General features: G+C 69.8%; 10 protein-coding genes. 4 read left to right on the top strand and 6 right to left on the bottom strand.

Annotated elements, in window-relative coordinates; all coding sequences use genetic code 11:
• Positions 1–18: 18 nt before the first annotated feature.
• The 3 genes from FGD71_RS04580 to FGD71_RS04570 form a co-directional block, all read right to left on the bottom strand.
• A complete protein-coding gene (locus FGD71_RS04580; protein ID WP_119099080.1) occupies positions 19–744 on the bottom strand; it encodes an MIP/aquaporin family protein in 726 nt (241 codons plus the stop codon).
• A 330-nt stretch (positions 745–1,074) separates the two neighbouring features.
• Complete coding sequence (locus FGD71_RS04575) at positions 1,075–2,265, bottom strand: lipid-transfer protein (protein ID WP_119099106.1); 1,191 nt, start codon at positions 2,263–2,265, stop codon at positions 1,075–1,077.
• Positions 2,262–2,687, bottom strand: a complete 426-nt coding sequence (locus FGD71_RS04570) for a Zn-ribbon domain-containing OB-fold protein (protein WP_119099107.1) — start codon at positions 2,685–2,687, stop codon at positions 2,262–2,264. The genes FGD71_RS04575 and FGD71_RS04570 overlap by 4 nt, the downstream gene beginning before the upstream one ends.
• Positions 2,688–2,933: 246 nt before the next feature.
• On the opposite strand from FGD71_RS04570, the gene FGD71_RS04565 reads away from it, so the two are divergent.
• Entirely contained in the window at positions 2,934–3,743 is an 810-nt protein-coding gene (locus tag FGD71_RS04565) for a M15 family metallopeptidase (protein WP_119099079.1), read from the top strand.
• A 47-nt stretch (positions 3,744–3,790) separates the two neighbouring features.
• Positions 3,791–4,327: an NUDIX domain-containing protein gene (locus FGD71_RS04560; RefSeq protein ID WP_119099078.1), complete on the top strand. Its 537-nt coding sequence runs from the start codon at positions 3,791–3,793 to the stop codon at positions 4,325–4,327.
• 35 nt (positions 4,328–4,362) lie between these two features.
• Here the strand turns inward: FGD71_RS04560 and FGD71_RS04555 are convergent, their stop codons facing one another.
• A complete protein-coding gene (locus FGD71_RS04555) occupies positions 4,363–6,729 on the bottom strand; it encodes a glycoside hydrolase family 31 protein (protein ID WP_119099077.1) in 2,367 nt (788 codons plus the stop codon).
• Between the two features lie 214 nt (positions 6,730–6,943).
• On the opposite strand from FGD71_RS04555, the gene FGD71_RS04550 reads away from it, so the two are divergent.
• Both FGD71_RS04550 and FGD71_RS04545 read left to right on the top strand, forming a co-directional pair.
• Positions 6,944–8,920 carry an acetoacetate--CoA ligase gene (locus FGD71_RS04550; RefSeq protein ID WP_119099076.1) on the top strand — a complete coding sequence of 659 codons (1,977 nt, stop codon included), beginning with the start codon at positions 6,944–6,946 and terminating at the stop codon, positions 8,918–8,920.
• Positions 8,921–9,052: 132 nt separating this feature from the next.
• Complete coding sequence (locus FGD71_RS04545; protein WP_119099075.1) at positions 9,053–9,946, top strand: hypothetical protein; 894 nt, start codon at positions 9,053–9,055, stop codon at positions 9,944–9,946.
• 70 nt (positions 9,947–10,016) lie between these two features.
• On the opposite strand, the gene ptsP is transcribed toward FGD71_RS04545, so the two are convergent.
• The gene (gene ptsP, locus FGD71_RS04540) at positions 10,017–11,687 is read right to left on the bottom strand and encodes a phosphoenolpyruvate--protein phosphotransferase (RefSeq protein ID WP_119099074.1); all 1,671 of its coding nucleotides are present in this window, start codon (positions 11,685–11,687) and stop codon (positions 10,017–10,019) included.
• 77 nt (positions 11,688–11,764) lie between these two features.
• Complete coding sequence (locus tag FGD71_RS04535) at positions 11,765–12,214, bottom strand: PTS sugar transporter subunit IIA (protein WP_119099073.1); 450 nt, start codon at positions 12,212–12,214, stop codon at positions 11,765–11,767.
• Positions 12,215–12,839: the final 625 nt, after the last annotated feature.

Here is a 12,839-nt window from a genome sequence, read left to right as displayed (position 1 = left end):
TCCCCTTCGTCGGATCCTTCAGAAGGCTGCGTTGAAGATGAGCCCGGACAGCGCACCGCCGATCAGCGGTCCCACCACCGGGATCCAGGCGTAACCCCAGTCCGAGGTGCCCTTGTTGGGGATCGGGAGCAGGGCGTGGACGATGCGTGGGCCCAGGTCGCGGGCCGGGTTGATGGCGTATCCCGTGGGACCGCCGAGCGACAGACCGATGCCCACGACGAGGAAGGAAACGATCAGAATCGCGGTGCCGGACTCGCCGAGGCCCTTGGTGAGACCGAAGGCGAGGATCGGCAGCACCAGAGCGACGGTGGCGATGATCTCGGTGATGAGGTTCGCCACGGGATTGCGGATCGTGGGCGAGGTGGAGAAGATCCCGAGCGTGGGGAGCGCCTTGTCCTCCTCGGCGTTGGCCTGGAACTGTGCGAGGTAGACCAGCCAGCACAGGACCGCGCCGAGAGCGGCGCCGACCATCTGCCCGGCTATGTAGATGGGGACCTTGTCCCAGTCCCCGGTGTCGATGGCGATACCGATGGTCACCGCCGGGTTGAGGTGTCCGCCGGACAGCGGCGCCGCGGTGTACGCCCCGGCCATCACACCGAAGCCCCAGCCGAACGCGATGACGACCCAGCCGGCGTCCTTCGCCTTGGAGTAGTTGAGTACGACGGCGGCGACCACCCCGGCGCCGAAGAGAATCAGGATCGCTGTGCCGATGACCTCACCGACGAATATGTCTCCATTGCTCATGGCGGCTCCTAGGCCCTCGCCCGGGGCGGTCCGCCCCGGGCCACCGTGCAGGTGCGTTTCCCATGGCTACTTCAGCCGAAGGCAGGAGGTCCCGTGCCCCGCCCGGCGTCCGTGACGAGCGTGCGTCGCAGCCGACTCGCCCGTGGGAACGGCCCGTTGGCGCAGGCGAGGCCCGCGCGGCGCAGTGCCTGAATACGCCGGAATGCGGCGAGGCCGACTGACATCCGGAAGTGTTCACCGGGGGTGAAGGGCCGTCAAGGTCGCGTGCCGAAACGGTTCAGGACCGTACGGAAGCCCTCCACGGCTGCCACGGTGCGGGACGCACGGGCGTCACCGGACCGCTACCACGGACGACCCGTGCCCGAACAACCCCTGGTTCGCGGTGATCCCCACCCGCGCGCCCGTCACCTGCCGGTCGCCCGCCGTACCGCGCAACTGCCAGGTGAGCTCGCAGACTTGGGCGATGGCCTGGGCCGGAACGGCCTCTCCGAAGGAAGCGAGTCCGCCGCTGACGTTCACGGGTATGCGCCCGCCCGGACCCGTCGCCCCCTCGCGCAGGAGCTTGGCCGCCTCGCCCTCGCCGCACAGTGCCAGATCCTCGTACCACTGCAACTCCAGGGCCGTGGACAGGTCGTAGACCTCGGCGAGCGAGAGGTCCTCGGGGCCGATGCCCGCCTCCTCGTACGCAGCCCGGGCGATCGAGGCGCGGAACGTCTCGGCCGCCGGCTCCACCGCGACCGCGGAGTCCGTCGCGATGTCCGGCAGATCGAGGACCGTGTTGGGGAAACGCGGTGTCACCGTGGACACCGCGCGGATCCGCACCGGATTCCCGGCCCCATGGCGCCGCGCGAACTCCATGCTGGACAGCACGAGCGCCGCCGCGCCGTCCGAGGTCGCGCAGATGTCGAGCAGCCGCAGCGGGTCGGCGACCACCGCCGAGGCGGCGACTTCCTCGGCGGTGACCCGCTTGCGGTACCGCGCGTTCGGATTGAGCGCCCCCAAGGCGGCGTTCTTCACCTTGACCTGGGCGAAGTCCTCCACCGTGTCCCCGTGCACGGCCATCCGCCGCCGCGCGTACAGCCCGAAGTACGCCGGATTCGTCGCCCCCAGGACGCGGAACCGCAGCCAGTCCGGATCGTCTGCCCGGTCACCGCCGGCCGGCCGGAAGAACCCCTTGGGAGCCGCGTCCGCACCCACCACGAGGACCACGTCCGCGATACCGGAAAGAATCTGCGCCCGTGCGGTGCTGACGGCCTGGGCCCCCGACGCGCACGCCGCGTACACACTGGCCACCCGCGCTCCCTGCCAGCCCAGCGCCTTCGCGAACGTCGCCCCCGCCACGTACCCCGGATAGCCGCCACGGACCGTGTCCGCGCCGACGATCGAACCGACGTCCCGCCAGTCCACCCCGGCGTCGGCCAGCGCCGCGCGCGCCGCCACCGTCCCGTACTCGACGAAACCGCGCCCCCACTTGCCCCAGGGATGCATGCCCGCGCCGAGCACGGCCACCTCTCCTGTCACGCCGTCACCCCCGTCGGCCGCCAGTGCCACGTCGTCCAGGTCGTCTCCGCGTCCTCGTTCAGCACGCCCGGGACGACCTCCACCTCCATGCCCACCGTCAGATCGGCCACGGTGACCCCGGGAACCGTCTGCCCGAGCACCACGATCCGCTCGGATTCCAGCTCCACAGCGATCAACGTGTACGGCTGCCATTCGAGTTCCGGGTCGGACACGTACGGTGACGGTGGCCGGTACCGGCTGTCGGTGTACGACCAGACGCGGCCCCGCCGGGACAGCGGGACTTCGGCCAGCTCGCCGCCCGGGCAACCCGGATTGCGGCAGAAGGCGTCCTCACGGGGGAAGAACACCGTCGCGCAGGCCGAGCAGCGCGTGCCGAGCAGCCGGAAGGCGTCTTGCTCGCCGGTGAACCAGCCGGTGACCACGGGTGTGCGGGTGCGTGACAAGGTCCCTCCCTCGCACTGGATCTGACGGAACGTCAGAAGTTTGCCACGGGCCGGTTCGATTGGGCAGTACGTCACGAGAACCGCTCAGGTCCTCCTGAGCGTCCGGAGTATCGGTAGGGGCGGCCGGGGCCCACGGGGGTGGTTCCGGCCGTCTCTCACCTGATCGGCCGCGGACGGTGCTCGCCCGCTTCCTTCACCGAACCCCGCCTGATAGACGCAAGAGGCATGAGACGACTCCCCATCGCGGTACGCGGCCTCGTCACCGCGCTCGCCGCCCTGCTCGCCGTCACCGCCGCCTCCGCCACCGCCCGGGCGAAGCCCGGGCCCAAGGCGCCCGAGGGCTTCGTGGCCCTGAGAACCGTAGACCGGACGATCATCCAGGAGATCCGGTACTTCACCCCGCACAACTTCGTGGGCGACCGCATCGCCGGCTACCAACAGCCCCTGTGCATCCTCACCGAACCCGCCGCACAGGCACTCCACAAGGCTCAGGTGAAGCTGCTGCGCCGGGGCTACTCCCTCAAGGTGTACGACTGCTACCGACCGCAGCGCGCCGTGGACCACTTCGTCCGATGGGCCGAGGACCTGAACGACGAGGCCATGAAGGGCGAGTTCTACCCGCGGGTCGACAAGACCCGGCTGTTCGAGGACGGCTACATCGCCGAGAAGTCCGGCCACAGCCGAGGCTCGACCCTGGACCTCACGCTGGTGCGGCTCCCGGCCAAGCCGACCCGGCCGTACGTCCCCGGGGAGACCCTCGTGCCCTGCTACGCACCCCAGACCCAACGCTTCCCCGACAACTCCGTGGACATGGGCACCGGCTACGACTGCTTCGACACCCTGTCGCACACCCTCGACCCGCGCATCCAGGGGCAACAGCGCGCCAACCGGCTGCTGCTGAAGGACACCCTCGAAGACCTCGGGTTCGTGAACCTGCGCGAAGAGTGGTGGCACTTCACGTACAAGCCGGAGCTCTACCCGGACACCTACTTCGACTTCCCGGTGTCCAAGAAGTCCCTCACCTCGTCCCACTGAGGCGGCCCCCGGAGATGCCCGTGTGGTGATCGGATAAGGTCCGCGGCGTGTCCCCATCCCAGAATCCGCCCTCCGACTCCGTGCCGGACTCCCACTGTTCGAGCTGCGGAGCACCCTACGGAGAGGACGTCTCCGGCTGGCCCCGCACCTGCGCCGCCTGTCGCAGCGTGGCCTACCGCAACCCACTCCCGGTCGCGGTGGCCCTGCAGCCCGTGTACGACACCAGGGGCACCGCCCTGGTCGTCATCACCCGAACCATCACCCCCGCGCGCGGGGGCACGGCTCTGCCCGGAGGGTTCATCGACCACCGGGAGGACTGGCGGCACGCCGTCGTCCGCGAGCTCAAGGAGGAAACGGGCATCGACGCCGCGAGCCGCGACGTACGGCTCGCGGACGCGATGAGCACCCCCGACGGCCACCTCCTGCTCTTCGGCCTCCTCCCGGAACGCCCTGTCGCCGGCCTGCCGCCCTCCGCCACGACGGACGAGACCGAGGGCTGGCACCTGCTCCGAACGGCGGCCGAGCTCGCCTTCCCGCTGCACACCTCGGCGGCGCGCGCGTTCTTCGAGGGCCGGTACATCTGAGAGATACCGGGAGGCCGAGGGGCCTTACCGGCGGGTCATCGCCGCCCCAGCCCCCGGACCCGTACGGGACGGGACGGCTCGCTCAGGCCGTCCCGCCCGTCGAGCTCGACGACGACCCGCTTCTTCTTCCAACGCGTCACATACCGCTCGATCTCCGGCTCGTCCCACCCGTCAGCCGAGTCCGGCACCACGAGGCCGCCTCCGGCGCGTCCGCGAGCGGGCGCCCACACCTCCAGCTCCAGGCCGCCGTCGTCGCCGCGTACGGGTATGACGGCGCCCGCCCGCGCCAGCACCGGAATCCGGGACAGGGGGGCGTCGAGCAGCACCTGGGCAGGCCCGTCGTAGGCCTGCTCGGTCACCGTGTCGTACCAGCGCCCCCGAGGCAGTTGCACGGCGCGCCGGCCCGTGCCGGGGTCCAGAACCGGTGCCACCAGCAGCGCTTCGCCGAGCAAGAAGGCGTCCTCGCAGTCGCGCAGCGCCCTGTCCTCGGGCGCGCCCCACCACACCGGCCGCACATAGGGCGCCCCCGTACGATGCGCCAGCTGTGCCAGGGTCACGAAGTACGGCAACAGCCGGCGGCGCTCGACGAGGGCCACGCGCGCGTGCTCGAGGACCTCGGCGCCGAACTCCCAGGGCTCCCGGCGACCGGCCCGCAGGGACGCGTGCGTACGGAACAGCGGCAGATAGGCGCCCAGTTGGAACCAGCGCAGATACAGCTCGGGTGACGGGCTGCCGTCGAATCCGCCCACATCCGGGCCCGAGTACGGCACTCCGCACAGCCCGAGCCCCACCACCAGCGACAGCGACGCCCGCAGCCCCGGCCACCCCGTGGCCACGTCGCCGGACCAGGTCCCCCCGTAGCGCTGCATACCTGCCCAGCCGGAGCGCGAGAAGATGAACGGCCTCTCCAGCGGCGTCAGTTCACGCAGCCCCTCGTAGCCGGCCCGTGCCATGCCGAGGGCGTACACATTGTGCGCCTCACGGTGGTCGCCGCCACGTCCCTCCATGTCGTGCCGCGCCGACCGGGGCAGCGTGGACTCCCCGAAGGCCGCGAACGACACCGGCTCGTTCATGTCGTGCCAGAAACCGGCGAACCCCTTCGCGAGCCGCTCCTCGTAGAGCTCGCCCCACCAACGGCGCACACGCGCGCGCGTGAAGTCCGGATACACCGCCTCGCCCGGCCAGACGACACCGCGCACAAGCCTCCCCTTGGAGTCCCGCACGAACGCGTCCTCCACGGTGCCGCTGTCGTACACCGCGTTTCCCGGCTCGGCCTTGACCGCCGGATCCACGATCGACACCAGCCGGATCCCGTCCCGACGCAATTCCTCGGCGATCACCGGCAGTTTCGGGAAGCGCTCCCCGTCGACCGTGAACACCTGATGCTCGTCGTAGTGGTCGATGTCGAGATGGACCGCGTCCAGCGGCAGCCCGTGCTCGTGATAGCCGAGGACGATCCGCCGCACCTCCTGGTCGCTGCCGAAGCCCCACCGCGCGTGATGGTGTCCCAGCGCCCAGGCCGGCGGCAGCGCGGGCGCCCCGGTGAGGGACGCCCAGGTGTGCAGCACGCGCGCGGGGGTGCCCACCATCACCCAGCAGCGCAGCGGCCCGCCGTCCATCCGCACTTCGCTCGTCCCGGCCCGGTCGTGACCCGACCCCGCCCCCTCCTCGCCCTCGCGCAAGGTCACCCTGCCGTCCCACGTGCTGTCGTGGAACATCAGATGCGTGCCCGCGTCCGCCACCACCATCTGGACCGGCATGGTGATGTACAGCGGGTCGTCGCCGGGACCGAAGGCGTGCCCCGGATCGGTGTTCCACAGCCGGTACGTGCCGTCGCGCAGCCGTGGCCCCGAGGCTCGCCCGCCCAGGCCGAAGAAGCGTGCGTCCGCGGAGACTTCGGATCGCTGCAGCCAGCGAGCGGCGCCTCCGCCGACCGGCTCCCACCACCGCGGCGGCAGATCGTGGCGCAGCGTCACCCCGCCCGGCGTACACACCTCCACCGCGCCGTGCCGCGAGACGACGACCGTCACACGCTCCGCCACCACCCGCCAGGCACCGTCCTTGTCCGGCTCCAGAACAGCCCGCTGATCCGGTTCGGGGGAGCTTCCCGCGAGCGCGTACGACGGCTCGGGCCCGGCGCCGTCCCAGCCCCAGAAGACGGCTCCGCTCACGGTGACGACAATGCGCAGCTCCGATCGGGCGAATCGCATGAGTCCGCCTCCCGGACCCGGTTCCACGTCCCGCACAGGCCCGGGAACACGCGCGCGCTCGGCACCTCGCGGTGTGAGCCCAGCGACGTCGGCACGCCTCCTGCGCCACGCCGCCCGCACGGTACGCCACCCCTGGGCCGCCCCCGTCGAACCAACCGCCTTCACCGAACGCACCAGGTCACGACCGTCCATGCTGCTCAGCCTGCCATTGACCGCCTCGTATGGGTGAGTCGTTCAACTAGCGTTCACCCGCAGTAGGACCACATCTTCACGACCCGGCCGACGTGTGGCGCACTCTGGTGCGGAAGTCGATCACATGGCATCGTCCGTGTCAGCCGCGTGACGCGCACACCCCAGCCCGTGCGCGACACACGCACACGACGCGCACAGTCCGGGAGCCGCCCCCATGTCCTCAGCGAACCACTCGCCGCTCTGGCAGCCCGCCCCAGAACGCATCGCCCAGGCGCAGATCACCCGGTTCCAGACCTGGGCGGCCGAGCACCACGGCGCCCCCGCCGAGGGCGGATACGCGGCCCTGCACCGCTGGTCCGTGGACGAGCTGGACGCCTTCTGGAAGGCCGTCACGGAGTGGTTCGACGTACGGTTCCCCACCCCCTACGCGCGCGTGCTCGGCGACCGCTCGATGCCGGGCGCAAAGTGGTTCCCCGGGGCCACGCTCAACTACGCCGAACACGCCCTGCGCGCGACCGAGACCCGACCCGACGCACCCGCACTCCTGTACGTGGACGAGACCCACGAACCGCGCCCCGTCAGCTGGTCCGAGCTGCGCCGTCAGGTCGGCTCCCTGGCCGCCGAACTGCGCACCCTCGGCGTACGCCCCGGAGACCGCGTCAGCGGCTACCTCCCGAACGTGCCGCAGGCCGTCGTCGCCCTCCTCGCCACGGCGGCCGTGGGTGGCGTCTGGACGTCCTGCGCGCCCGACTTCGGCGCCCGCAGCGTCCTCGACCGCTTCCAGCAGGTCGAACCGGTCGTGCTGTTCACCGTCGACGGCTACCGCTACGGCGGAAAGGAGCACGACCGCCGCGACACCGTTGCCGAGCTGCGCCGCGAACTGCCCACGCTGCGGGCGGTGGTTCACATCCCTCTGCTGGGCACCGAAGCGCCCGAAGGCGCCCTGGAGTGGTCCGCACTGACCTCCGCGGACACGGAGCCCGTCTTCGAAGAGGTCCCCTTCGACCATCCCTTGTGGGTGCTCTACTCCTCCGGTACGACCGGCCTGCCCAAGGCCATCGTCCAGTCCCAGGGCGGCATCCTCGTCGAGCATCTCAAGCAGCTCGGCCTGCACTGCGATCTGGGGCCCGAGGACCGCTTCTTCTGGTACACGTCCACCGGCTGGATGATGTGGAACTTCCTCGTCTCCGGTCTGCTGACCGGCACGACGATCGTTCTGTACGACGGCAGCCCCGGTCACCCGGACACGGGCGCCCAGTGGCGCATCGCCGAACGCACGGGAGCCACCCTCTTCGGCACCTCCGCCGCGTACGTCATGGCCTGCCGCAAGGCCGGCGTGCATCCTTCCCGCGACTTCGACCTCTCCCGCGTGCAGTGCGTCGCCACCACCGGCTCGCCCCTGCCGCCGGACGGGTTCCGCTGGCTGCACGACGAGTTCGCGGCGAGCGGGGCCGACCTGTGGATCGCGTCCGTCAGCGGCGGCACCGACGTGTGCTCCTGCTTCGCGGGAGCCGTACCGACACTCCCGGTGTACATCGGCGAACTCCAGGCCCCCTGTCTCGGCACCGACCTGCAGTCCTGGGACCCGAGCGGCAAACCCCTGACCGACGAGGTCGGCGAGCTGGTCGTCACGAACCCGATGCCCTCCATGCCCATCCACTTCTGGAACGACCCCGACGGCAGCCGCTACCACGACAGTTATTTCGACATGTACCCCGGAGTCTGGCGCCACGGAGACTGGATCACCGTCACCTCACGCGGCTCGGTGGTCATCCACGGCCGCTCCGACTCCACGCTCAACCGCCAGGGCGTGCGCATGGGGTCGGCCGACATCTACGAGGCCGTCGAACGCCTTCCGGAGATCCGCGAATCCCTCGTCATCGGCATCGAACAGCCCGACGGCGGCTACTGGATGCCCTTGTTCGTGCACCTCGCCCCGGGCGCCGTGCTCGACGACGCCCTCCGGGCCCGCATCAAGCAGACCATCCGGGAACAGCTCTCACCACGCCACGTCCCCGACGAAGTCATCGAGGTGCCCGGCGTCCCGCACACCCTGACCGGCAAGCGCATCGAGGTCCCGGTCAAGCGCCTGCTCCAAGGCGCCCCGCTGGAGAAGGCCGTCAACCTCGGCTCCGTGGACAGCGTCGAACTGCTGCGCTTCTACGAGAACCTGGCCCGCGAACGGGCCTGATCAGCCGCCACCCCGCGAGGCTCCAACGGCTTCCAGCCGAGCGACGTGGCGCCGGCGCTCCGGCTCTACGGGCATTGTCAGTGCCGCCGATTACGGTGAGTGAGCATTGATCGACTGCACGCAGGGGGAGAAATGGCGCACACCCAGCACCAGACCATGCGACGCGTCCTGCGCCGCGAAATCGCCGGCACCATCGGCCTGTTGACCGACGAGCAGGACTTCACCGCGATGCGGCGCTACCGCACGTTCACCTTCGACGACCACGCCGGCTATCTCCAGCAGGTGGAAGCCCTGCTCAGGACACGCGCGGCCGAGGGCGGCCACACCACGGTGGCACTCTTCGATCCCGAGGAGTACGCGGAGTTCTGCGCAGACACCGGCCTGGACCCGGACGCCGCGTCCAGCCGCACCCGCTACACGGCAGAGCTCGCCGCGACGGCCGCCACCGTGCCCTACGAGGGGCAGCCCCTCGCGGACCTCGTCCCGAGCCTCGTCGACGAGGCCGTCCGACAAGCCACTTGGGAGTACGCGACCACACTTCTGACCCACCTCGGCGACTGCGCGTCCTGCGGCGAGGACATCGGCCGGGCGGCCTTCACCCGCGCCTCCGACCTGCTCGCCCGCATCATCGACGCCACAGGGCCCGGCGAGCGCCACCTCGTGTGCAGTGTCTCCGTCGCGCCGGAACCCCTCGTCGCCGTCCTCCGGGCCGACGACGACGTCCACGGCACGCCCCGACTCGACAAGACGGACGCCCTCGAATTCACCACTGTCCTGGCCGTCGGCATCGCCACCCGAAGCGCCGGAGGCCTCGTCATGCGCACCGGCCTCACCGACACGACCGACCGTGTCTTCGGCTGGCGCCTGCGCGGAGAAGGCCTGGAACCGCTGACCGCCGGAGAGGTCTTCGACGCCTACTGCACCGACATCGAATCCGGCGATTTGATCTCCCCGGAGTCCGGCGTCGACTACTGCGCACCACCCGACCTGGGGGACGACGGCCGTACGACGGGCCACACGCACTGAACCACGCGAGGGGCGCCCCACCCGGAGGTGGAGCGCCCCTCGACGACAGCCGATCAACGACGCGGGCCGGCTACTCGCCGGACAGCACCGCCTGAGCCGCGTTGCGCGCGTCCTCGGCACTGTCCGACGCACGCGCCGCCGCCGCGGCACGCTCGCACTGCGCCAGCGTGTACTTGGCCAGCGTCGCCCGGACATACGGAATCGACGCCGCACCCATAGAAAGGGAGGTAACGCCCAGACCGGTCAGCACACACGCGAGCAGCGGGTCCGACGCGGCCTCGCCGCACACACCACAGCTCTTCCCCTCGGCCTTGGCCGCCTCGGCGGACAGCGAGACCAGGTCGAGCAGCGCGGGCTGCCACGGATCCTGGAGCCGGGACACCGCGCCCACCTGACGGTCGGCGGCGAAGGTGTACTGCGCGAGATCGTTCGTGCCCAGCGACAGGAACTCGACCTCCTGCAGAATCGACCGTGCCCGCAGAGCGGCCGACGGTATCTCGACCATGGCCCCGAACTTCGCCTGAAGGCCGGCTTCACGGCACGCGTCCGCGAACGCCTTGGCGTCGGTACGGTCCGCGACCATCGGCGCCATCACCTCGAGGTAGACGGGCAGCCCCTCGGAAGCCTTCGCCAGCGCCGACAACTGCGTGCGCAGCACCTCCGGGTGATCGAGCAGCGTCCGCAGGCCACGCACACCCAGCGCCGGGTTCGGCTCGTCGGCGGGCGTCAGGAAGTCGAGCGGTTTGTCGGCGCCCGCATCAAGCACACGCACCACGACACGACCTTCGGGGAAGGCCTCGAGCACCTGGCGATACGCGTCGACCTGCTTGTCCTCCGACGGCGCGTTCTTGCTGTCGTCGAGGAAAAGGAACTCCGTCCGGAACAGACCCACACCCTCGGCACCGGCCTCGACCGCCGCAGGCACATCGGCGGGACCACCGACATTGGCCAGCAGCGGGACCTTGTGCCCGTCCGAGGTGGCGCCGGGCCCGGTCGACGCGGCCAGCGCCGCCTTGCGCGCAGCGGCTGCGGCCTCCATCTCGGCCTTCTTCTCCGCACTCGGGTTCACGAAGATCTCGCCGGTGCTGCCGTCCACGGCGATCACCGTGCCTTCGGCAAGCTCACCCGCTCCCGGCAGCGCGACCACGGCCGGAACGCCGAGCGCACGCGCCAGAATCGCGCTGTGGCTGGTCGGCCCTCCCTCTTCGGTGACGAAACCAAGGACCAGAGAGGGGTCCAGCAAGGCGGTGTCGGCAGGCGCAAGGTCACGAGCAATAAGGACGTAGGGCTCATCGCTGTCCGGAACGCCCGGCATCGGAACACCGAGCAGACGCGCGACGATACGGTTCCGCACGTCGTCGAGGTCCGCCACACGACCGGCCAGATACTCACCGGCCCCCGCAAGCAGGGCGCGGTACGCCGCGAACGCGTCGTACACCGCGCGCTCCGCAGTGCTCCCGACCGCGATACGCCGCTCGACATCGGCGATGAGCTCCGGGTCCTGAGCCATCATGGCCTGGGCCTCGAGCACCGCCTGAGCCTCGCCGCCCGCCAGATTGCCGCGCGCCATCAGGTCGGCCGCCACAGCTTCCACGGCCTTGCGAGCACGCCCCTGTTCGCGCTCCGCGTCCTCCGCCGGAATCTGTTTGGCAGGCGGCTCGAGCACTGCCGTTCCCATATGCCGAACCTCGCCGATCGCCACACCGTGGCTCACGCCGACGCCTCGCAGCGTTGTTTCCATGTCACCTGTCTCCGATAGAGCGGCGGGTCCCGCCACCGCGATGGTCGTCCTGCCTGTCATCCATGACGGCACTGGGTTCAGTGCCAGCTGAAGAGAGCGTCGCCAGCCTTCACGTCGCCGTCAACGTTCAGGTCGGAGAGGGACTCGGCCGTGGCCTCGAGAGCCACGATGGGACACACCGGGGACTTGCCGGCCGCTTCGACGGCAACCGGGTTCCAACGCACCACGGCCTGCCCGCGCTGCACGGTGTCGCCCTTGTTGACGAGCAGCTCGAAGCCCTCGCCGTTCAGCTGAACAGTGTCGATCCCGAGGTGGGTGAGCACGCCATGGCCCTCCTCGTCGACCACGACGAAGGCGTGAGGGTGGAGCGAGACAACAACGCCGTCGACCGGGGACACGGCCTCCGAGGCCTCACGTACGGGGTCGATCGCGGTGCCCGGTCCGACCATCGCTCCGGAGAAGACCGGATCGGGTACGGCCGCGAGTTCGATGGCGCGTCCGGCAAGAGGGGACGTCACGGTGGTCATGGGAAGCCTCCCAGGGGTGGAGATTCATATGGGCCGTCGGTGCTTGTCCCGGACGGCACACCGTTGAGCAGGGTAAGTCATGAAAAGTGACGGTTCCGCGCGAGAGTTCCCGGTTGGCGACCGTAGAGCACAGCACAAACGATTTGCGCCTGCTCCGCCCCTCCATGTAGGGTCGTACACCTGCTTGAGGCGGGGTGACGCGACCAAGCGTCCTTGCCTGGCAGCACCCAACTTGTCGGATCCTATCTCGGGACCCGTTCTGCGTGCCCGCAGGACCGTGGTCAGAGAGACAGGAAAACCCTGATAGAGTTGAGAAACACCGAAGGGAAGCGCCCANGAAAACCCTGATAGAGTTGAGAAACACCGAAGGGAAGCGCCCAGAGGAAAGCCTGCGAGGGTGAGTACGAAGGAAGCGTCCGTTCCTTGAGAACTCAACAGCGTGCCAAAAATCAACGCCAGATATGTTGATACCCCGTCTCTCCCGATCTTTTGGGAGGGCGAGGTTCCTTTGAAGAAAACACAGCGAGGACGCTGTGAACGGTCGGGCTTATTCCGCCTGGCTGTTCCGCTCTCGTGTGTGTTGTCCCGATTACGGGAAAACATTCACGGAGAGTTTGATCCTGGC

It is taken from the genome of Streptomyces sporangiiformans (genome assembly GCF_005768555.2).
GTDB lineage: Bacteria > Actinomycetota > Actinomycetes > Streptomycetales > Streptomycetaceae > Streptomyces > Streptomyces sporangiiformans.
The sequence above is the reverse complement of the archived record's forward strand: the minus strand, read 5'-3'. Positions and strand labels throughout refer to the sequence as shown.

Excerpts from the sequence above, each read along its gene's own strand:
- FGD71_RS04580 (WP_119099080.1), bottom strand. The coding sequence starts at position 744 with ATGAGCAATGGAGACATATTCGTCGGTGAGGTCATCGGCACAGCGATC.
- FGD71_RS04565 (WP_119099079.1), top strand. The coding sequence starts at position 2,934 with ATGAGACGACTCCCCATCGCGGTACGCGGCCTCGTCACCGCGCTCGCC.
- FGD71_RS04555 (WP_119099077.1), bottom strand. The coding sequence starts at position 6,729 with ATGGACGGTCGTGACCTGGTGCGTTCGGTGAAGGCGGTTGGTTCGACG.
- FGD71_RS04550 (WP_119099076.1), top strand. The coding sequence starts at position 6,944 with ATGTCCTCAGCGAACCACTCGCCGCTCTGGCAGCCCGCCCCAGAACGC.
- FGD71_RS04545 (WP_119099075.1), top strand. The coding sequence starts at position 9,053 with ATGGCGCACACCCAGCACCAGACCATGCGACGCGTCCTGCGCCGCGAA.
- ptsP (WP_119099074.1), bottom strand. The coding sequence starts at position 11,687 with ATGGAAACAACGCTGCGAGGCGTCGGCGTGAGCCACGGTGTGGCGATC.
- FGD71_RS04535 (WP_119099073.1), bottom strand. The coding sequence starts at position 12,214 with ATGACCACCGTGACGTCCCCTCTTGCCGGACGCGCCATCGAACTCGCG.